The sequence below is a fragment of the Pseudoalteromonas rubra genome, assembly GCF_005887115.1.
Lineage (GTDB): Bacteria > Pseudomonadota > Gammaproteobacteria > Enterobacterales > Alteromonadaceae > Pseudoalteromonas > Pseudoalteromonas rubra_F.
In genome coordinates this window covers 63,753-84,152 of the sequence record NZ_PNCJ01000007.1, presented here as the reverse complement: position 1 = coordinate 84,152, position 20,400 = coordinate 63,753, and the positions used below count along the sequence as shown (strand labels likewise).

General features: G+C 46.4%; 17 protein-coding genes. 4 read left to right on the top strand and 13 right to left on the bottom strand.

Annotation, left to right across the window (positions count from 1 at the left end; translation table 11 throughout):
- Positions 1–83: 83 nt before the first annotated feature.
- Positions 84–1,523 carry a 16S rRNA (cytosine(1407)-C(5))-methyltransferase RsmF gene (rsmF, locus tag CWB98_RS04285; RefSeq protein WP_138543737.1) on the bottom strand — a complete coding sequence of 480 codons (1,440 nt, stop codon included), beginning with the start codon at positions 1,521–1,523 and terminating at the stop codon, positions 84–86.
- Between the two features lie 230 nt (positions 1,524–1,753).
- Here rsmF and CWB98_RS04280 point away from each other — a divergent pair, with 230 nt between their 5' ends.
- Positions 1,754–2,767 (top strand): ArsJ-associated glyceraldehyde-3-phosphate dehydrogenase, encoded by a 1,014-nt coding sequence (locus tag CWB98_RS04280; protein ID WP_138543736.1) that lies wholly within the window; start codon positions 1,754–1,756, stop codon positions 2,765–2,767.
- 2 nt (positions 2,768–2,769) lie between these two features.
- A complete protein-coding gene (arsJ, locus tag CWB98_RS04275; protein ID WP_138543735.1) occupies positions 2,770–3,969 on the top strand; it encodes an organoarsenical effux MFS transporter ArsJ in 1,200 nt (399 codons plus the stop codon).
- Positions 3,970–4,028: 59 nt separating this feature from the next.
- Here the strand turns inward: arsJ and CWB98_RS04270 are convergent, their stop codons facing one another.
- The 12 genes from CWB98_RS04270 to ccoN all read right to left on the bottom strand — a co-directional run bounded on the left by CWB98_RS04270 (position 4,029) and on the right by ccoN (position 16,334).
- Positions 4,029–6,008, bottom strand: a complete 1,980-nt coding sequence (locus tag CWB98_RS04270; RefSeq protein ID WP_138543734.1) for a methyl-accepting chemotaxis protein — start codon at positions 6,006–6,008, stop codon at positions 4,029–4,031.
- A 241-nt stretch (positions 6,009–6,249) separates the two neighbouring features.
- A complete protein-coding gene (ttcA, locus tag CWB98_RS04265) occupies positions 6,250–7,167 on the bottom strand; it encodes a tRNA 2-thiocytidine(32) synthetase TtcA (RefSeq protein WP_138543733.1) in 918 nt (305 codons plus the stop codon).
- A 148-nt stretch (positions 7,168–7,315) separates the two neighbouring features.
- Positions 7,316–8,239, bottom strand: a complete 924-nt coding sequence (uspE, locus tag CWB98_RS04260) for a universal stress protein UspE (protein WP_138543732.1) — start codon at positions 8,237–8,239, stop codon at positions 7,316–7,318.
- A 100-nt stretch (positions 8,240–8,339) separates the two neighbouring features.
- Positions 8,340–9,068, bottom strand: coding sequence for an FNR family transcription factor (locus tag CWB98_RS04255; RefSeq protein ID WP_054013846.1), 729 nt, complete (start codon positions 9,066–9,068; stop codon positions 8,340–8,342).
- Between the two features lie 226 nt (positions 9,069–9,294).
- Positions 9,295–9,966, bottom strand: a complete 672-nt coding sequence (locus CWB98_RS04250) for a sulfite exporter TauE/SafE family protein (protein WP_138543731.1) — start codon at positions 9,964–9,966, stop codon at positions 9,295–9,297.
- Positions 9,944–10,126, bottom strand: coding sequence for a cbb3-type cytochrome oxidase assembly protein CcoS (gene ccoS / locus CWB98_RS04245; protein WP_054013844.1), 183 nt, complete (start codon positions 10,124–10,126; stop codon positions 9,944–9,946). Before ccoS ends, CWB98_RS04250 begins: the two co-directional genes overlap by 23 nt.
- Positions 10,123–12,498: a heavy metal translocating P-type ATPase gene (locus CWB98_RS04240; protein WP_138543730.1), complete on the bottom strand. Its 2,376-nt coding sequence runs from the start codon at positions 12,496–12,498 to the stop codon at positions 10,123–10,125. Before CWB98_RS04240 ends, ccoS begins: the two co-directional genes overlap by 4 nt.
- Positions 12,499–12,503: 5 nt before the next feature.
- Complete coding sequence (locus CWB98_RS04235; RefSeq protein WP_138543729.1) at positions 12,504–12,995, bottom strand: FixH family protein; 492 nt, start codon at positions 12,993–12,995, stop codon at positions 12,504–12,506.
- Between the two features lie 118 nt (positions 12,996–13,113).
- On the bottom strand, positions 13,114–14,079 hold the full coding sequence (gene ccoP, locus CWB98_RS04230; protein WP_138543728.1) for a cytochrome-c oxidase, cbb3-type subunit III: 966 nt from the start codon (positions 14,077–14,079) through the stop codon (positions 13,114–13,116).
- A complete protein-coding gene (locus tag CWB98_RS04225; RefSeq protein WP_010373992.1) occupies positions 14,076–14,261 on the bottom strand; it encodes a cbb3-type cytochrome oxidase subunit 3 in 186 nt (61 codons plus the stop codon). Before CWB98_RS04225 ends, ccoP begins: the two co-directional genes overlap by 4 nt.
- 6 nt (positions 14,262–14,267) lie before the next feature.
- Positions 14,268–14,888 (bottom strand): cytochrome-c oxidase, cbb3-type subunit II, encoded by a 621-nt coding sequence (gene ccoO / locus CWB98_RS04220; protein WP_054013840.1) that lies wholly within the window; start codon positions 14,886–14,888, stop codon positions 14,268–14,270.
- 12 nt (positions 14,889–14,900) lie between these two features.
- The gene (ccoN, locus tag CWB98_RS04215; protein ID WP_138543727.1) at positions 14,901–16,334 is read right to left on the bottom strand and encodes a cytochrome-c oxidase, cbb3-type subunit I; all 1,434 of its coding nucleotides are present in this window, start codon (positions 16,332–16,334) and stop codon (positions 14,901–14,903) included.
- A gap of 223 nt (positions 16,335–16,557) precedes the next feature.
- Here ccoN and CWB98_RS04210 point away from each other — a divergent pair, with 223 nt between their 5' ends.
- Both CWB98_RS04210 and CWB98_RS04205 read left to right on the top strand, forming a co-directional pair.
- Positions 16,558–17,142, top strand: a complete 585-nt coding sequence (locus CWB98_RS04210; protein WP_138543726.1) for a hypothetical protein — start codon at positions 16,558–16,560, stop codon at positions 17,140–17,142.
- A gap of 196 nt (positions 17,143–17,338) precedes the next feature.
- Complete coding sequence (locus CWB98_RS04205) at positions 17,339–20,392, top strand: hypothetical protein (RefSeq protein WP_138543725.1); 3,054 nt, start codon at positions 17,339–17,341, stop codon at positions 20,390–20,392.
- Positions 20,393–20,400 lie beyond the last annotated feature (8 nt).

The following is a 20,400-nucleotide window of genomic DNA, read 5'->3' as shown; positions in this document are numbered from 1 at the left end:
AAATATTAATTATTTCAATAAAAACAACGCATTAATTTTATATGAATGAATCGTCTTAAAATTATCAAAACCTTTTGTTCAGGTTATACCCAAGTTATTAACTGGCCGTTTAGGACCAAATCTCGTGGAAGCTTGTTCTTAATTTTGGCCTTCTGCCATTTGCCAAGCCCGACAGGTGCGCCGCATAGCGTAAGTACTACCTCACCTTGTGCCGGGCCCGCTGAGTCAAGACGAATATCCTGTCCCTGAAAGTAAGCTTTTGCCTGACTGGCATTCAGCGCGAAGGTATTGCTGATTGCCAGATGACCCAGACAAGTTGCAAACTCATGCTCCAGTTTCACGCCATTTTTATGGGTAGTAGCGACTTTGATGCCAATGCGTGAGTATTTTATCTTTTCCTGTAGCGTTTCCATACTTTGTGGAAACAGCCATAGCTCTTTATCCCGGCTCATCAGTTGCCCGGGCAGTGCTGTGATCCCAAACTGTTTTTTGATACTGGTCTCAAAAGCTTGTAAATCTTTCTTAGCGCACGGCGAAAAAGGGAATTGTCCTTTCTTTTTCTTCTGCTGCGAGTTGACTACACTGCCTGTTTTTCTGAATTTGGCGATGAAAAAACCTTCACTGTCGTAGATTTGAGGCCACACATGCAGATAACCTTGTTCTGTGGCGGCCTTATTTGCCTCGGGGAACAGCTCATGGAGTGACATGATCTCGACATCTCCTGCGAAGGTATCGAGTAGGTGGGTACAGATCTGCTGGTTTTCCAGTGGGGTCAGAGTACAGGTCGAATACACTAAGGTTCCGCCGGGCTTGAGTGCCATAAAGGCACTGTGGATCAGTGTTTTTTGTACTTCAGCAATATCCTGATTTGATGTCAGCGACCAGTTTTTAAGCGCATCAGGGTCTTTACGGACTGTCCCTTCTCCTGAGCAGGGCGCATCGAGCAAGATATGGTCAAAACTCTCATACATATAATCACCAAACACCTGGCCATCAAAATGTGACAATGCACAGTTTGCAACACCCATACGTTTGAGGGTAGCGGCCAGAGTCTTTAGGCGGGAAGAGGAAAGCTCATTGGCAACCAGTATTCCCTGGTTATCCATCAGAGCTGCCAGCTGAGATGTTTTCGACCCTGGCGCTGCAGCCATATCCAGTACCTTGTCCCCGGGTGCCAGAGATGTGGCAAGTGCCATAGGAGGCAGCATGGAACTTGCCTCCTGAACATAAATACAGCCGCTAAGGTGCAGCGCTGTATTGCCGATAGGCAGGTTCTTTTCCTCTTCATCAGGGCGGGTCAGCCAGTAGCCGTGTTCACACCAGGGGATAGGCTCAATGTGCCAGTGCAGTTGTGCTGCCTGATGTTCAAATTCTTGTTGTGACATTTTCAGCGTATTAACACGAATCGCACGTCTTAAGCCCTTGCGGCAGCTGGCGATGAAATCGTCCATAGTCAGATGCGCAGGTATGTAGCTGGCGACATCATCAATAAATTCATCGGGAATATAAGTTTTATTGTCCAAAGTCATTATCTCTTGCACTTTATGTGACTAGTTTATCACTAATTGACATCACACGGGGATAGACTCATCTCTACAGGCTATATTCTTTGTTGCGAGGATGTACTAGCCAATTTGCCTTGAATATATGAAAAAACATATATAATATAATTCGCATATTTAGAGGTATGGGATCTGAAGTTTCTTCTGAGGGGGCTCAGAAGAGATCAGCTTTATTAAAAAAGGTAATTCACATGACTATTAAAGTAGGTATCAATGGATTCGGACGCATGGGCAGGCTCACCATGCGAGCACTATGGCAAACTGCAGGCATTGAAATTGTTAAAGTCAATGACCCAGGCGGCGATGCGTACACACTGGCTCACTTGATGACCTTTGACTCAGTGCATGGCAAATGGGAATGGGAAGCCGAAGCCAGCGATGAAAAAACCATGGTGATTGCAGATAAACGCATCGCGGTGGAGCAGCAAACACAGCTGGAAAAAATCGACTGGTCAGACTGTGATCTAGTGATTGAAGCCAGTGGTAAATTGAAGAGCAAAGAAAAGCTGGCTGGCTATTTTTCTCAGGGTGTAAAGCAGGTGGTTGTAACGGCGCCTGTGAAAGAAGAGGGGGTTCTGAATGTCGTGATGGGCGTTAACCATCAGCTATTTGATACTGACTCTCACCCCATTGTCACAGCGGCCTCATGCACGACTAACTGTCTGGCGCCTGTAGTTAAAGTTTTGCAGGACAACATCGGCATTAAACACGGCTCAATGACAACCATCCACGACATCACAAACACCCAGACAATTATCGATGCGCCACATAAGGACTTGCGCAGAGCGCGCGCCTGCGGCAGCAGTTTAATACCGACAACAACAGGGTCGGCAACAGCAATTACCCATATTTTCCCGGAGTTGAAAGGCAAGCTGAATGGTCATGCCGTTCGAGTGCCACTGACTAATGCGTCAATCACAGACTGTGTGTTTGAAGTCAATCGTGACACCACAGTGGAAGAAATCAATGGCTGGATGGAGCAGGCTGCACAAGGGGAGCTTGCAGGTATTTTGGGCTATGAAACGCGTCCTCTGGTGTCTGTCGATTATAAAACAGATCCTCGCAGTGCCATTGTAGATGCGCTGTCTACCATGGTTGTAAATGGTACTCAGGTTAAACTTTATGTGTGGTATGACAATGAGTGGGGTTACGCCAACCGTACTGCAGATCTGGTTCGTCACGTGATTGCTCAGCGCTGGGGGTAAGCGTGTTACAGCAGCTATCTGCACCCATTAAGCAGTATCTGGTCATTACTGGCAACTATTGGTCGTTTACCCTGACTGATGGGGCATTACGTATGCTGGTGGTGTTGTATTTCCATCAGCTGGGGTACAGTCCTATTGCAATCGCCTCGTTATTTTTACTTTACGAAGTGTTTGGGGTCGTGACTAATTTGGTTGGTGGCTGGCTGGGTGCCAGAATGGGCCTGAACAAGACTATGAATGTAGGCTTGTTCCTGCAAATTGTGGCCCTCCTTATGTTGGTTGTGGACCCGCTGTGGCTTAGCGTCGCGTATGTGATGGTGGCTCAGGCGCTATCCGGTATTGCCAAAGACTTGAATAAAATGAGTGCCAAAAGCGCCATCAAGCTGCTGGTACCCAAAGAGCAAGACGGTGTGCTGTTTAAGTGGGTTGCTATTCTGACGGGCTCGAAAAATGCGCTCAAGGGAGTGGGCTTTTTTATGGGCGGTCTGCTCCTCACACAACTTGGCTTTCAGGGCGCATTGTGGTTTATGAGCGCGATGCTGTTGGTAACCTGGCTGCTCAGTTTAATGTTGTTGAAGCAGGATCTGGGTAAGAAAAAGCACAAGCCTAAGTTCTCAGAAATGTTTTCGACCAGTAAGCAGGTAAACTGGTTATCCGCCGCGCGGTTATTTTTATTTGCGTCCCGTGATGTCTGGTTTGTAGTGGCTTTGCCGGTCTATCTGGCCAGTGTATTTGGCTGGGATCACTGGTGGGTTGGCGGTTTTATGGCAAGCTGGGTCATTGCCTATGGGCTGGTTCAGGCCAATGCCCCCAGGCTACTGGGAAATCGACGCTCAAATACGCAACAAGCGTTTATCTGGGTGGCTCTGCTGACTCTGTTACCTGCGTTAATTGCCCTGGCATTATGGTCGCAGTGGTATGTACAAGTGTCGATTGTCGCGGGTTTACTGATATTCGGTGCCGTGTTCGCAGTAAACTCTTCTCTGCACAGCTTTTTGATTGTGCATTTTGCTGATGAAGATGGGGTGTCAATGGATGTTGGCTTCTATTATATGGCGAATGCGATGGGACGCCTTGCAGGAACCATATTATCGGGCCTGGCTTATCAGTATGGCGGACTCGTTAGCTGCTTGCTGATATCCAGTGTTTTGCTCATGCTGGCGACTGTGCTTACATACGGGCTTAAACGCCACACCAGGTAGTCCTGCAAAAGTAAGACAAACCAGTAGGTTTGTCTTACTTTGGGAGCGTATTGAGATGTTTATGGCAACTTAAAGCTTGCGGTGATTTGCTTGAGTTTTCTTGACTGTTTATCTAAATCCAGGCTGGCACTGGCCACCTGATCTGCACCCGCAGCGTTATCCAGTGCAGCTTGTTTAATAGCGTCAATATTGTAACTGATCTCTTCTGTAGTCGAGGTCTGCTGTTGTGCTTCCTGAGCAATACGTTTTGCACTTGCCGATATTTCCTGAATTTGTGCAACGCTGGTTTGCAAGCTGGCAGCACTGTCATTGGTTGCTGAGATGGATGCTTGAGCGACTTCGGCGGACTGATGCATTTTGTCGACAGCTTGTGCGGTTGCACTTTGTAGTTCCTGGATCATAGTTTCTATGTCACCAGTAGACTGTTGAGTTTTGTAGGCAAGCTGGCGTACTTCATCCGCAACGACGGCAAAACCGCGACCATGCTCACCAGCTCGGGCTGCCTCAATGGCGGCATTGAGTGCCAGCAAGTTGGTCTGCTCGGTGATAGCCTGGATCACCTCAATGACTTTACCTATGTTTTGAGCACCTGATTCTACATCTTTAATCGCTTGCTCAGAATCGCTGATCACCTGATCGAGAGTTGTCATTTTAGAAACGCATTCCGCCAATGTCTGGCTCGCAGCCTGAGTACTGTCTTGCGTGTCGACACTGAGCGCTGCAACCTGATTGGCGCTATTCGCGACACTTTCAACGGACTGAGCGGTGGCGGCAATGGCAAGGGCGACTTGCTCGATGTTGGCATGTTGTTCCTGTAAGCTGGTGTTCGCCTGCTCACTGGCTGCACTGGTCTGGCTGGCCGTAACGGCAAGCTGAGAAGTGGTTTCACTGATAGTCCCAATCACGCCGGTGAGGTAGCTGGTCATCTGTCTCATAGCGCCGTATACACCGGTCACATTGGCATCCTGGCTAAAATCCTGGCGCAAATCACCTGAAGCAATACGCTCACTGATGTCGCGCATCATGCTGGGTTCTCCTCCTAGTGGACGCAGTACCGAGCTCGCGATCAACCATGTTGCTACGCTGATTGTGATAATTGCAATAGCGCCAATTAGGGCAATAAACCAATACAGCTGATAAATCGGTGCAAATGCCTCAGCTTTGTCAATCTCACTCAGTAGCACCCAGTTTAGGTCAGCGAATTGAAATGGCATATAGGCCGACAAGACGGGGTTACCATTGTAATCAATGATCAGTTCTGTTTCGGAAAAGCCTTGCAGACCGCGCCTTACCGCATAGGTATCAACACCATTTCGCTCTACGGAGCCGGCAAAACTGGCCGTCACGCTGTGCGCTGTTGGGTCCAGATAGGAGTCGGAACGCATTCTTAAATCTGAACCTACCAAATAGGATTCACCCGTTTTGCCCATACCATCACGCTGCTGCATGATGTCGTTAATCGTATCTATGGCGATTTGCAACGCAATAATGGAGTGAGTTTGCCCGTCAACCTGAACAGGCACACCGATAAATGCCGCAGGCTCGTAATTACTTGGCGCATACTGTTGATAATCAGTGATGGAAAACTGTCGACTATTGAGTGCGTTGCGAAATAGCTGAGCAAGCCCTGAATCGCGATAAGGCCCTGTTCTAAGGTTAGTCTGATAATCACTTTCTTTAGCGACGGTATAACTGATAAAACCGTTGGTCTCTATGATAAACAGATCATAAAACCCTTTTTGCTCTATGAAGTGCCTGAACAGAGCGTGATTGTCTCGGGCGAGCTCAGCAGTGCCTGAGCGAGTCTTGGTGCTGGCCAATTGTTGCCATTGTGCAGCGATCAGGCTCAGATCTGCCTTACGAGCCTTAAAGTAATCGTCGATTTGACGATGTTTAATGTGTTTGATGGAGGTCAGCTGGTTATAAGCCTGGCGCTCTAATGCATCTGATGCGGTAATTAAGGATGTGATTGCCATAAACGCAGCGGGCAGCAAGCCAACGAGCATGAATGAAATCAGCAAACGGAGTTTGGTGGACATGGGGTACCTGACTTAAGGTTGTTTTGCTAAATGCAATTAAAAATGATTATTATCACATATTGTAAACAAAAATCCCTTTAGTGGGAACTGAAACGTCCGAAAAGTTAAAAAAAAGAAACTAAATTCTTATTTTTTGTATTCATTCCATGCTTGCTTACACTACTGATTGTGACTGTAAATGGCAGGATTCTGCGCGGGCAGAAACCGGACGCTGGTGCATCCGGTCTGTAACAACGTTTACTTAACTAAGCTCTATTGCCTGGATTTGAACGGTTTGCTCGCTCTCTTCATCTTCAGCGCCTGCAGGCATACTCGGAAATTCCGGTTTATCGAGCGCAATATCTCCGCCATCAACGATATCGTCTTTTTGCAAAGAGCGGAAGTCGAACAAGGCGTGGTCAGCCAGGTGAGACGGCACTACGTTTTGCATGGCAGTAAAGATACTTTCAACCCTACCCGGGTGGGTTGTATTCCATTCGTTAAGCATCGCCTTAACATGCTTACGTTGCAGGTTTTCCTGTGAGCCACATAGGTTACACGGAATGATAGGAAATGCCTGGCTTTGCGCATAACGTGCAATATCAGCCTCTTTGCAATACGCGAGCGGTCTGATCACCATATGCTGGCCATCATCACTCATTAGCTTTGGCGGCATGCCTTTTAGTTTACCGCCATAGAACATGTTTAAAAACATGGTCTCAATCATGTCATCTCGATGATGTCCAAGGGCAATTTTAGTCGCGCCCATTTCTTTTGCCGTACGGTACAAAATACCGCGACGCAGGCGAGAACACAGCGAGCAGGTTGTCTTGCCCTCGGGGATTTTGTCTTTAACGATTGAGTAGGTGTCTTCCTCAACAATTTTATATTCTATGCCAAGGGTATTCAGGTATTCTGGTAAGATATGCTCAGGAAAGCCAGGCTGCTTCTGATCCAGATTGATAGCAAACACATCGAACTTAATAGGGGCGACACGCTGAAGGTGTTGCAACACATCCAGCAGAGTATAGCTGTCTTTCCCGCCAGACAGACAAACCATAACGCGGTCACCATCTTCGATCATATTGAAATCGCCTACAGCCTGACCGGCCAGCCTTCTTAAGCGTTTTTGCAACTTGTTAAGGCTATATGCTTGCTTAGCTTCTTGTGAGTGAGACACTCGCCCCCCTATATCAAAATGACGGCAAAAATAAATAAGGGCGCATTATACCGTCAGGCGAGTAAACTGCAATATAAGTGGTGAGATTACAACCGGGGAAGAAAAGAGCTGATCGACACGCATCTGCGTGCCGATCATAACTATCGAATTACTGCGCGAGTGGGCTTTTGTAGCCATCTGGTTTGAGCGCTAGTACATCACAGTCAAGGCTGTCGATGACGTGTTCAGCGGTATTACCTACCAATGCCGCACTGAGGCCTGTTCGGCCAACGGTACCAATAACGACTAACTCCGCATTCTTCTCATTTGCAATATGAGGGATCACGTCTTCTGGTAAGCCCTCTTTAATAACACATTGGGCTTTGGTAAGACCAAATCTTTCTGCCAGTGACCATGTTTCGTCTTCGTGATGCTTTTTGACCGCTTCATTGTATTGAGACGGATTAAACTCAGGGATCTCAATGGCGATATTTACCGGTGTTGCCGGATAGGTGTTTACCAGGCTCAAAGAGGCATTAGCAAGCTCGCATAAAAATTGTGCGTCTTTGATGATACGGTGATTCAACGCCTGATGTTGTTCATCATCACTGACGGCATTGACTGCCGCAAGTATTTCGCCTTTTTCTGGCCATGCATGATCTTTGACCAACAATACTGGGGCTGGACACTTTCTGATCAGGTGCCAGTCTGTCGGAGTAAAAATGACGGACTTAAGCGTATCATGCTGATGAGTGGCTTTGATCACAAGATCAAATTCATGCTCAAGTACGGTCTTGATAATGGCCTCGTAAGGGCGGTTGTGCCAGACTACTTTGGTTTCGATATCGATGTTTTGGTAGCCACTGGTGAGCTCCGAAATCCAGGCCTCACGGTCTTTAATCACTGCTTCTCTCATCGCCTCACGCTCTTCTCGCGATAACATAGTGGTCATCTCGTAAGAAAAGTCATAAATTGATAAAAAGGCGGTGATTTTAGCCCCCGTTTTTTGCGCCAGACTGATAGAACGATCCAGGCTGTTCTGCTGTTGTTTGGTCGGATCTATGACGGTGAGAATGCGTTTGATTTGTTCCATAATGGGCTCCTTAATCTTGCACGGACGATTTCAACTCTGTTTACAGTGTAATCGAAATCGTCGTGGGATAAAGGAAAAGTGGGCCGTTAATTGCCTTAGATCAAAGAGAAATTGCAGCGGCCTTGGCTAGTTCATCAATATCTAGAATGGTGATGAATTTACCTTCTACTTTGATAATTTCCGCTTTTTGGAAGCGGCTAAGCAAGCGGCTGATGGTTTCAACGGTCAACCCCAGATAATTGCCAATTTCACCGCGAGTCATAGTAAAACGGAACTCTTTTCGCGAGAAGCCTCGTTCACCAAACCGATTGGACAGATTAAAGATGAAAGTCGCCAGACGCTCTTCAGCTGTCTTCTTGTTCAGCAATAACAGCATTTCCTGATCGTAGTTGATTTCACTACTCATCAGGCGCATGATCTGTTGCCTGAGCTTTGGTAGCTTGCCCGCCAGTTCATCCAAAGTGTCAAATGGAATTTCACAAACCATCGAGGTTTCAAGCGCCTGAGCAAAACTCTGGTGCTGCATTTTATTGATGGCATCAAAACCGACCAAATCTCCAGCCAGGTGGAATCCGGTGATTTGTTCATCGCCCTGTTCTGAAATGGTATAAGATTTGAATGAGCCGGAGCGCACGGCAAAGATCGCGTTGAGTTCGCTGCCTGATTCGAACAAAAAGTCCCCTTTGTGAAGCGGTTTTTTGCGCTCGATGATTTCATCCAGCTTATCCATTTCGCTGCCGTTTAAAGAGAAGGGCAGGCATAATTGGCTGATGCTGCAGTTGTTGCAGCTGATAGTACATTGACTTTTTGAACGATTACTTAAATCCATAACAAATCCGTTATCTATGACGCACGTTAATGACATTCTATTAGATGCTGTCATATTTTAATACTTGAACTTTTCAATATCTGTTATTCAGATATTTATCTACTATTGCAGGCATTGTGGCTAAAGGGGATTAACGACAATTGTGCACCGGTCATTGATTGCCAAAAAATTCCCATTCTCTGGCTCAGCTTAATGACTCTCATCTAATAGTATTACTGTGTCTAGATTAATGTACTAGTTTGTCTGTTGCAATGATTAGTAGATAAAAGCCATACCAAATAAAAATATTGCCCAGTGCAATACGCGTAGCCTTATGATTTAAAAACGTATTGAGCAGTTGGGCGGTTTGTCCTACTGCTAGCATCGCTGGAAAGGTGCCCAGTGCAAAAGCGGCCATAGTGAGTGCTCCACTGAAGCTACCATCCGCCTGAAGAGTCCAGGTCAGTGCCGAATAAACCAGCCCACAGGGCAACCAGCCCCATAAGGCACCGTATGCCAGTGCCTTTGCCTTAGTGTCGACAGGGAGTAAGTGCTTGTTAAGTTGCACTAGGCGTTGCCAAAGCAACCACTTTCCTGCTTTTTCTAGCCAGTTTAAGGTCGCGGCCAGGCGCATTACATAGATACCAACCAGCAACATAAATACGCCACTTAGCACATTCAAGATGTTCGCAAATACGGTGCTTTGTTTCGCAAATGCGGCCCCGAGCCCGGCAACCAGTGCACCGGCTACCATATAACTGCCTAACCTGCCCAGATTATATAACAGTGCGGTTACAAAAGGTGACTGCTTGGTTTGAGCAAGCTGCAGGCTTGATGCAATACCACCACACATGACCAGACAATGGCCGCTGCCGACCAGGCCCATCACAAAGGCACTAAACAGGTTTATCTCGGTCATTACTTTTGTTATGTTGCTCTTTGTCGTCTTCGAACAAAATGCTATGTCCTTGCTTGTTCAGATCAGAGAACTGCTCGCTTTTGACAGCCCAAAAAAACACCCCGATAGCGATAATGACAAACAAGATCGCAATGGGGATAAGGATATAGATAATACTCATAGCTTCAGTAACCTCAAAGAGTTAGTGATCACCAGAATCGAGCTCGCTGACATCCCAATAACGGCTACCCAGGGCGGTACCAATCCCATCGCAGCGAGCGGTAATATTGAGCCATTGTAACAGAGTGACAAAGTGAGGTTCTGTTTTATTACTGTTTTGGTTTTTCTCGCGACCTGATGCAACGTTTGCAGTGATTTAAGGTCGCTGTTAAGTAGTACGACATCAGCCGTATTTTTGGAAATATCTGCACCCGTTTCCATAGCAATGGATAAATGAGCACTGTTAAACACTGGACTGTCATTAACGCCATCGCCCACCATGCCTACGATGTGCTGCTGTGCAGACCAAGACTCGACCTGCTGTTGCTTGTCTTGAGGGGAGCAGGCATTTTTGTAGGTATCCAGGCCAAGTTCTAAGGCTAAATCTTTGACCGCATTTGAACTATCACCACTGAGTAAATGACAGCTCAGACCCTGACCTTGTGCATAACTGATGATCTCCGGTGCACTATTTCTGACTTTGTCTGCCAGATAAAAATCAGCAACAGGTTGGTCACACACGAACAGTGTTGCTTGTGCGAAAGAGCTGTGATTGCCAAACCAGGCTGGCTTGCCAATGGCAACCTTCTGTTGGCCAAAGTGGGCTTTTACACCACTACCTGTGATGACTTCGACATCACTCAGCTTCCTGGGCGATACCACTTGTTCGGTAAAAGCCTTGGCTATCGGATGCTCGGAATAGCGTTCAAGTGCGACGGCCAGCGCCATCACGTCTGATTCCTGCCAGCTCGAATCGAGTACGCTAATGGATTCGATAGAGAAACGTCCTTCAGTGAGAGTACCGGTTTTGTCGAATGCCATTCTGGTTAACTTAGGGACCGTTTCCAGCACATGGCTTTCTTTAATCAGGATGCCTTTTCGAGTGAGAGTTGCTACGGCGCATGTTAGTGCAGTTGGGATAGCCAGGCTCAGTGCACAGGGGCAAGTCGCGACTAATACTGAGATGGTGACCCAAAATGCATGAGGGGGATCAATCTGATACCAGGCAACCGCCGTGATAGAGGCGAAAATTAATAAACAAGCCACAAACCACTGTGCTACTTTATCAGTGACCTCAACGATTTTGGGGCGTTTTGTCAGTGCATTATGTTGCAGCTTAATGATTTGATTGAGCAGGGTGTTTTGCCCGACTTTGTTGATTTCTATGGTGATCACGCCATCGTGGTTGATGGTGCCTGCATACACTTGATGGGTCTGATACTTTTTAACAGGCAGATGTTCACCTGTCATCATGGATTCATCAACCGTGGTGGAGCCTGAGACTAATACGCCATCAGCGGGAATAGTTTCACCGGGTTTGATCATGATCTGGTCGCTCAGCTGCAGGCTTTTCGCAGCAACAATTTTTTGCTCACCATCAGGCAGCAGTTTTCGCGCGGTCAGTGGCAGTAGTTTTTGCAGGTTGGCTGTAAATTCACTGGCTTTTAGTCGTGCTCGGAACTCCAGATATTTGCCGAGCAAGAGCAAAAAGGTGAACATGCAAATAGATTCAAAGTAGACTTCGCCCACCGACATCACAGTGGCGTAGCAGCTTGCCGCATAGGCACCAAAAATGGCTAGCGAAACCGGCAAGTCCATATTAAGCTGCTTAGCTCTTAGGCCTTTAATGGCATTGGTCAAAAATGGCATGGCCGAGTAAAGGATCACCGGAGAGGCTAAAAATAAACTGATCCAACGGAAGTATTGTTCGAAGTTGTCTTCCATACCGGAAAACATGCCAAAATACATGGCAAATGCGAACATCATGACCTGCATGGTCATCAGGCCAGCAACACCCAGGCGCCGTAAATAGGCTTTCGCGACGGTTTGTTTTTGCGCGGCTTCATCATCGGCCTGAAAAGGGTAGGCCTTATAGCCAATCTGGTGCAGTGATTTGATGATGTCACTGAGCTTACATTGCTGCGGGTGCCACAGGATCATGGCTCTGTGAGTTGACGTGTTAACATCAACCCGGGCGACCCCTTTCAGCCCGAGTAATTGCTTCTCTATTAACCAGGCACAGGCTGCACAGCTTATACCTTCAACACTGAGCAAAACCTCCTGCAACTCACCTTGCTGACTGACGAAATCCTGTTGAATGTCGGCATTATCATAGCTCAACAATTCTTTTAACTGCTCGGGCACCAGTTCTTCGACTTTACCCGCACTGTCGGTACGAAATTTATAATAATCGCTCATGCCTTGAGCAAGAATGGTTTCGGCGACCGCCTGACAGCCAGTACAGCACACCGGCTGCGTCTGGCCTTCGAATTGTATTTGAGCAGAAAACCCCGGCGGTACGGGCTCCAGACAATGAAAACAACTGGTTGTCATAGTGTCTACTTATATTCTGGAGAAATGGCGACTTTCTGTGCAGTGGGTAACTGAAGCTTCTCTTTGAGTTTCCAGCTTTGGTCCATAGGTTCAAGAAATACGGTAAACGCACCATGATGTGGCTCATCCAGAATCGCAGTAAAGTCACCTGATGCATTGGCCAGCAGGGTGACTTCAAAGTCATATTTTTTGACTGTGCGGTGATAAAAAGATGCCTTCAGGGCATTTACTTTACTGTGATCACCTTTAGTGAAGGTAAAGCTGACTCTGTCTTCACTGACATCAAGATCACCATGTAAATACAACGCTTTAGCTTTATCGAATTTGCTGAGTTCAAGGTTAATGGCTTTACCTTTTTTGTAGTAGTCGTCGACGACCATGTCCGGGCCATTACCGACGGCAAATATCACCAAAAATACGCAGGCAATGATGGTAACCAGCGGAAAAAACATTAAAAACCAAGGCCAAAAATTCTTATACCAGGGAGTAGGGTTCATAACGACTCAACAGCTTAATTTCAGTGGCAATATTCTATCTTATTTGAGGGTAAATACCTAAAAAAAAGCCTCCGATTGGAGGCTTTTTTGATCTTAAATAAACTTATAATCTATTCGATTATTTCTCCTGAGAGAGGCTGTACACGTAAGCTGTAAGCAGATGTACTTTGTCTTCACCCAGAATGTCTTTCCACGCTGGCATTACACCGGCACGGCCGTGACGCAGTGTTTCTTCAACGGCACGTTGAGAACCACCATATAACCAGATGTTGTCAGTCAGATCAGGTGCACCGAAAGGCAGGTTATGGGCAACAGAGCCTTTACCGTCCATACCGTGACAAGCTGCACACATTGCGAATTTCGCTTTACCTGCATCAGCATCTTTTTGGTTTACCTTACGACCAGACAGGCTCAGTACGTAAGCGGTCATTTCTTTAATACCCTGGTCACCCAGTGCATCTTGCCAACCTGGCATCGCAGCTACACGACCTTGCAGTAGTGTTTCTTTGATCTTGTCAGGCGTACCACCATATAACCAGTCATTGTCTGCCAGGTTAGGGAAGCCCATTGCGCCGCGCGCATCGGAACCGTGACACTGTGCACAGTTCTGAGCGAAAAGGCGCTGACCAATTTCAAGTGCTTTTTGGTCTTTTGCCAGTGTCTCGATATCTTGCTCAGCAAACGCTTTGAAGATAGGGCCGAAACGCTCGTCAGCAGCTTCAAACTCTTTGTCGAGTTGAACCCAGTGACCATTTGCTTTGGCTTCTTCCGTTGCTTGCTTAGACTCTTCAAGAGACGTCACGCCCTGGTTAGAGCTCGTCCAGTTCAAAAAGCCTGCAAAGTTACCCAGACCTGGGTAAGCAGCAAGATAGTAAACAGACCAGATAAATGTTGCGAAGAACATGTAAGTCCACCACTTAGGAAGTGGGTTATTAAGTTCTTCGATTCCGTCAAACTCGTGACCACAACTTTCGCCTTCTTCAACACCTGTGTAGTTTTTCAGGTTCCAAAGCAGCAGGCCAAAGATCAGAGCCAGACACGCCAAGGTCAATACGATGACCCAAATACTCCAAAAGCTAGTCATTTTTCAGACTCCTTTTCCTCGTTTGAGATTGTGTTGTTGTGTTTCTTTTCATCTTCAAAGATGGCATTGGCAGCGTCATCAAAACGGCGTTTGCTACGCTTGCTGTATGCCCACACAACAATCACTATGAACAGTACTAAAATTACCAGAGTCAAAATGCCTCTGTATGTGCCGTAATCCATAACAAATTACTTCAAATGTGTGCCAAGTTGCTGAAGGTAGGCGATAAGAGCTTCCATTTCGGTTTTGCCCTTTACTGCTGCCTCAGCACCCTGAATGTCCTCATCGGTGTATGGCACACCAAAGTTACGGAACACTTCAAGTTTCTTAGCGGTTAATTGACCGTCCAATACATTCTCATTGAGCCAAGGGTAGCCAGGCATATTTGACTCAGGTACTACAGAGCGAGGATCCATCAGGTGAGCAAAATGCCAGTCATCAGAATAACGCTGACCAACACGTGCCAAGTCTGGACCTGTACGCTTAGAGCCCCACTGGAACGGGTGATCCCAAACAGATTCACCAGCTACAGAGTAATGGCCATAGCGCTCAACTTCGTCGCGGAATGGGCGGATCATCTGTGAGTGACAGTTGTAACAACCTTCACGGACATAGATGTCACGACCTTCCATTTCCAGCGCGGTAAGAGGGCGTAAGCCTTCAACTGGCTGGGTGGTGTCTTTTTGGAACATCAGTGGGGTGATCTCAACGAGTGCACCAAAACTGATGGCAAAAACCGTCAGGATAGCCATCAGGCCGACGTTCTTTTCGACGATTTCATGTTTGTTTGTAGAGTTATTATTGCTCATACTCGACACCCCTTAAGCCATTTGCGTGTTAGCTTCAGTGGTCAAAGAACCACTCTTAGCTACCACAGTACGGTAAACGTTGTAAGCCATTACCAGCATACCAATCACGATGAATACACCGCCCAGGAATCGCATGATGTAGAAAGGCTTAGACGCTTCAAGAGATTGTACGAAGCTGTACATCAAAGTACCGTCAGAGTTAACTGCACGCCACATCAGACCTTGCATTACGCCAGAGATCCACATCGCAACGATATACAGAACAACACCAACTGTGTGTAACCAGAAGTGGGTGTTAACCAGTTTGACACTGTACATGTTAGCGTGACCAAATAGTGCAGGGATCAGGTGATAGATGGCACCGATAGAGATCATTGCTACCCAACCCAGTGCACCTGAGTGTACGTGGCCGACAGTCCAGTCTGTGTAGTGTGACAGTGCGTTTACAGATTTGATTGCCATCATTGGACCTTCGAAGGTAGACATACCGTAGAAAGACAGAGAAACAACCAGGAAACGCAGTACTGGGTCGGTACGTAGTTTGTGCCATGCACCAGACAGCGTCATGATACCGTTGATCATACCACCCCAAGAAGGCACGAACAGGATCACAGACATCACCATACCCAAAGACTGAGTCCAGTCAGGTAGTGCTGTGTAGTGTAGGTGGTGAGGGCCGGCCCAGATATATAGAGAAACCAGTGCCCAGAAGTGAACAACTGATAGACGGTAAGAGTAAACGGGGCGACCAGCTTGCTTAGGTACGAAGTAGTACATCATGCCCAGGAAGCCTGCGGTTAGAAGGAAACCTACCGCATTGTGGCCGTACCACCACTGAACCATTGCATCAACCGCACCCGCATAAATTGAGTATGACTTGGTGAGAGACACAGGTACAGCCATGCTGTTTACGATGTGAAGTACAGCAACGGTAATAATGAAGCCCGCATAGAACCAGTTCGCAACGTAGATATGAGACACTTTACGTTTGATTAGCGTGCCGAAGAACACGACTGCATAGGTAACCCAAACAACTGCGATAGCGATATCAATTGGCCACTCAAGCTCAGCATATTCTTTAGAAGATGTGATACCCAAAGGCAGTGTGATAGCTGCTGAAAGAATGATTGCCTGCCAGCCCCAGAAAGTGAAAGCGGCTAGCTTGTCAGAGAATAGACGCGTCTGACACGTGCGCTGTACAACATAGTAAGATGTTGCAAAAAGTGCACTTGTACCAAATGCGAAGATTACTGCGTTCGTGTGTAACGGACGAAGTCGAGAGTAAGTTAACCATGGAATGTCGAAGTTTAACGCAGGCCACGCAAGTTGCGCCGCGATAAATACACCTACACCCATGCCAACGATGCCCCAAATCACTGTCATTATAGCGAATTGGCGTACAACCTTATAATTGTACTCAGTTTGTGATGCTACTGTTTGGCTCATTTTCTGGATTCCGCTGCAATTAATGCGATTAGAAATGATTAACCTGTAATACAGGCCCTGTTTTTTTATTTCAACAAACCCGTTGGAGTTACATCCTACAGAACGGAACTCTAACCAGCTTGAGAAACCCTTATTTTTGCAAGGAAATAATAATTTTTTTGCAAACGAAAAGATACTACAAACACCCAAAATAATGACATCAATCAAATTTTGAACGAGTCATTTGTTCAATGAGTACGCGAATTGCGCAATATCAAAACAAACTGCAAAACTTGACGCCAAAAGCTGGTCGAAAAGACCTGTTCCACTTACACTGGATTTCTTTTTACAATGTCACACACTTTGTATTATGCAGAAAACTTGCACATTAACCGGCGTTTTTTTAGTCACTTTTCTAACGGCCTGTTCAGACCCTGCTACTATTATACATGAAAGTTCAGAAAAAAGTGAAAGTTCGCAAACTTCCTTTAATTGTATAGCCTCTGCTCCGTGTAAAAGTGGCGGTGCAGCGCTTTGGAGTTCAGCTAAAAAACTACATCCAGAGACCCCCTTTGAATTGTCTCTGGCCCTTAACTCGTCTGATATAGAGGTACAGTCGGCCTGGTTGGAAGGCACCCAGATGTACATGGGAACTATCCCTGTTTTCTTTACACAACAACAAACCGGTCTTTGGTCTGCCGAGGTTATGGTAGGGGCTTGCAGTGAGCCTGTGATGGAGTGGCGTTTGACAGTTAAACTGGCAGATTTGACGAGCGAAGCTGAATATGTCAGAAATGTCACATTCAGTCTCTATACTACGCAAGAATGAAATCAATGTTGGAAAACTTCACTTTTGCGTTTTATATTTGTTTACAAAGAAGTGTGTTTTGCAATGACTTTGTTAAGAGTATTGAGTATATTGATGGGCTAAAATACCCAAATTAGCTTAGAGTCTCGTTTGACAAAAACATTCGCATAGGCAAATAAATAAAGAAAAACACGCAAGCTATTTAAGGAGACCTCTAGTGGCAAAGCGCATGAATAAATTTACTCCAGTGGCATCCACCATTGCCTTAAGCCTCGGCCTTACCGGCTGTAGCTTATTTGATAGTGATGATAGCAAACCGACTGTTAGTCCCTCTCCAGGTCCATCCGAAGTTGAAAGTACTGTTGCTGCCAAGTTTAACGTTTCAGTATCTGGTAAAGCCGTTAAGGGTACCCTCAGTGGCGCTGCCGTTAGTGTTAAGACTGTGGACGCGCAAGGCAATATGATTGACCTGGCATACCGCGCAACCGCTGGTGAGGAGTCTGCAACTGAAACAGCAGAAAGCGAAAGCGAAGCCAAAGAAAAAGCGGAAGCTAAATTAATTAGTGGCAACCCCGCGGAGTTGAAAACATCTGCACAGGGTTTGTATGAGATCTTCGTTGACGAAGGGTTCTCCGGACCTCTCTACATCACAGTTAAAACAACCAAAGACGGTGATGCCCTGGTTAAGTGTGATGCATTTGCTGGGTGCGGTGTAGGTACTGCTGTAAAAGTAGATGATGGCTCAGTCTTTAACGATAACGGTAAAGTTGACTTTGGTGAGTGGTATAAAGACGATATCGAACTGTCAGTCGTTAAGCTGATTTCTGCAAACACTGCAGCTAGGGCTGCATCGGCAAAGAATGCGCCGTCATTTGCAGATGGTGATGATGGTTCTTATAAAGCAAATTTATCCGTATTTACCTCTACAGCAGCGCGCATTTTGCTTGCAGGCGAGTCTGCAATTGATTCTGCTGCCGTTGGGCAAGCCAGTATTCAGGTAATTGGTCAGCTGGTTGGTGATCTTTCCTTAGTTGCAACTTTGGCCAGTGATTTATCGTTGGGTGGTGTGGTTGACTTTACAGACGTCGACGGAACTGAAAAGCTTGACGCCGGTGCGCTTGTACTCGTGCAGGTAGCGTCTTCACTCCAGTCTCTGGCGGGTAAAGAAAGCAGAACGGTTGCGGACGTATTAGCTGAGCTATCTGGAGATGTTGAGCAAGGCAACCTGGGTAATAGCCAGATTTTTTCTAAGCTAAAAACGGAAACAAAGAAAGCTGGTAAAGTATTGAATGCCATCGTTTCCGGCGACGACCAGGCTATTAAAACAGCGTTAATCGAAGCGGGTGTTGATGAGTCTGATGTTGACCAGGTTGCGGCTGATGCAAAAGCAGCGAAAGACAAGGCTGTTAAAAACGGCGCGACGTCAGATGATCAACTAAAAGATGACTCGGGTAAAGTCGTTGACCAGCTTGATGATCTGGGTAACGGCGACACTTCTTTGGATAGTTTAAATGCCTCTCTGCTGGCAAGTATTGAATCTGGCGAACAAACTCTGACTGGTAGCGCCGCTCAGCTAGATGAGTTTGCTGCGTCATTGGCTGCTCTGAAAGTACTGGCTGCTGATACTGCAACAAAAGAAAAAGCAATTGCTTACGGCAGTGCTGCTGTTGTGCTGGATACTCAGTTTACGGCTGCGGTTGCGACTGACGTAGAGGGTAATAATTTAGGTAAGTTGCTGGTACGTGAACTATCGGGTGCAGAGCAACTGGTTTCTGCTGCAACTGGGTTGGTGACTCTAGATACTAAGTATCAGCCAACACTGACACAAGCGGGCGAGTTGTTAACTAAAGTCACGACTTTGGTTACCCAAAAAGACCAGCTAAGGGGTCAAATTACTGCGGAACTGACAGCTGCCAATGCGAAGATAGCGGAATTTGGTGCCACGCTTGATGTTGCTAAACAAGCCTCGGACGAAAGCTTGCAGGCTGCTAAAGCAAGTTTAGAAGCGGCGTTTATTAAGAAAGAAGAATTGGATGTGCAGTTCCAGGCTGCGATGGCTGCAGTTGTTGCAATTTCTGATCAAACATCCGCGGAAACAGCGTTAAGTGAACTGGCGAAAGCACAAGCTAGCTTACAAGCTGCTATCGAGGCTTTCCGGGCTGCAGAAGCTGCTGCTACCACTTCACTGGCGCTGGCGAATACTTATAAAACATTAGCTCAGAGCCAAAATGCGTCAACTGATGCGGCGGATATTGCAATCAGTGAGTCAAATGCGTTGCTTACAGATATCGGTCTTGAGTTATCTGTACTTGAAGTCGGTGCCGCTCAGCAAATAGAAGATTACAGAAACACCGCACTGGGTAAGCAAGGTACGGACAAACTGGTTAAGATCAGTTTCGTAACTAAAGAAGGTGCTGATGCCACGTTCAATGCTGGTGAAGTTATCTATGATGTCATGAAAGACATCTGGGATTCTGGACTAGACTCTGGTGATCATAGTGGCACAGCCCCTAACTTCCCAGATTGGAAATACAGTTACAATACAAACACTTATGCCCTTAATCTAGAAAATACTAAAGGGGATGAGAAGATTGTGGCAAATGGTCAGGTTAACTCTGGAGCGCAGAGTAAGATCATCTTTACCTGGTCTGGCTATATGATGGCTGACTCCGGTCAGAAGGTTGAGATTAAATCTCCTGATCTGGCTGAATGTGAGCGCTGGGCTATAGATTCTATCGAAATGCCAAATGCATCCTGTTCAGTACTTTATGTTGACGGCAGTATTCAGAATGTAGAAGACGCGCGTGACTTTGATATTTCTCGTGGCAAAACGTTCAATTTGGTTGAGTTTATAGATGGTCAATATGGCTTTAATGGGTACTTCCATTCAGAGTTGACTGCCATTGACCAGCAAGGTAACCCATCGCCGCTATTTGTCGATGATACAATTGAGCTGGCTTCAATAATGCTTAAGGGCGATAGCGAAGGTACTCTATTTACCGCACACTTTGACATTCGCAATGAGGACAATAATGACAACCTGGGAGTGGCTGAGATTTTGATTGACAACTTTAACGGATATGCGTTTAGAGTTGGTCTCATCGATGAAGCTGGTCCGTTACGTGGTAATATAACTCTCAACAATGACATTGCTCAGCAACTGTTTGTAGGTGATGTAGAAGAAATCACGAATGGCTTCCGAGTTAACTATTTGACTGGTGAGATAGTCGACTATACAGATATTGATTTTATCGGTCAGTCGAACAATTAATATAGGCC

Coding starts and splice junctions, on each gene's coding strand:
- CWB98_RS04280 (WP_138543736.1), top strand. CDS start 1,754: ATGACTATTAAAGTAGGTATCAATGGATTCGGACGCATGGGCAGGCTC.
- CWB98_RS04270 (WP_138543734.1), bottom strand. CDS start 6,008: ATGTCCACCAAACTCCGTTTGCTGATTTCATTCATGCTCGTTGGCTTG.
- uspE (WP_138543732.1), bottom strand. CDS start 8,239: ATGGAACAAATCAAACGCATTCTCACCGTCATAGATCCGACCAAACAA.
- CWB98_RS04255 (WP_054013846.1), bottom strand. CDS start 9,068: ATGGATTTAAGTAATCGTTCAAAAAGTCAATGTACTATCAGCTGCAAC.
- CWB98_RS04250 (WP_138543731.1), bottom strand. CDS start 9,966: ATGACCGAGATAAACCTGTTTAGTGCCTTTGTGATGGGCCTGGTCGGC.
- ccoS (WP_054013844.1), bottom strand. CDS start 10,126: ATGAGTATTATCTATATCCTTATCCCCATTGCGATCTTGTTTGTCATT.
- CWB98_RS04240 (WP_138543730.1), bottom strand. CDS start 12,498: ATGACAACCAGTTGTTTTCATTGTCTGGAGCCCGTACCGCCGGGGTTT.
- CWB98_RS04235 (WP_138543729.1), bottom strand. CDS start 12,995: ATGAACCCTACTCCCTGGTATAAGAATTTTTGGCCTTGGTTTTTAATG.
- ccoP (WP_138543728.1), bottom strand. CDS start 14,079: ATGACTAGCTTTTGGAGTATTTGGGTCATCGTATTGACCTTGGCGTGT.
- CWB98_RS04225 (WP_010373992.1), bottom strand. CDS start 14,261: ATGGATTACGGCACATACAGAGGCATTTTGACTCTGGTAATTTTAGTA.
- ccoO (WP_054013840.1), bottom strand. CDS start 14,888: ATGAGCAATAATAACTCTACAAACAAACATGAAATCGTCGAAAAGAAC.
- ccoN (WP_138543727.1), bottom strand. CDS start 16,334: ATGAGCCAAACAGTAGCATCACAAACTGAGTACAATTATAAGGTTGTA.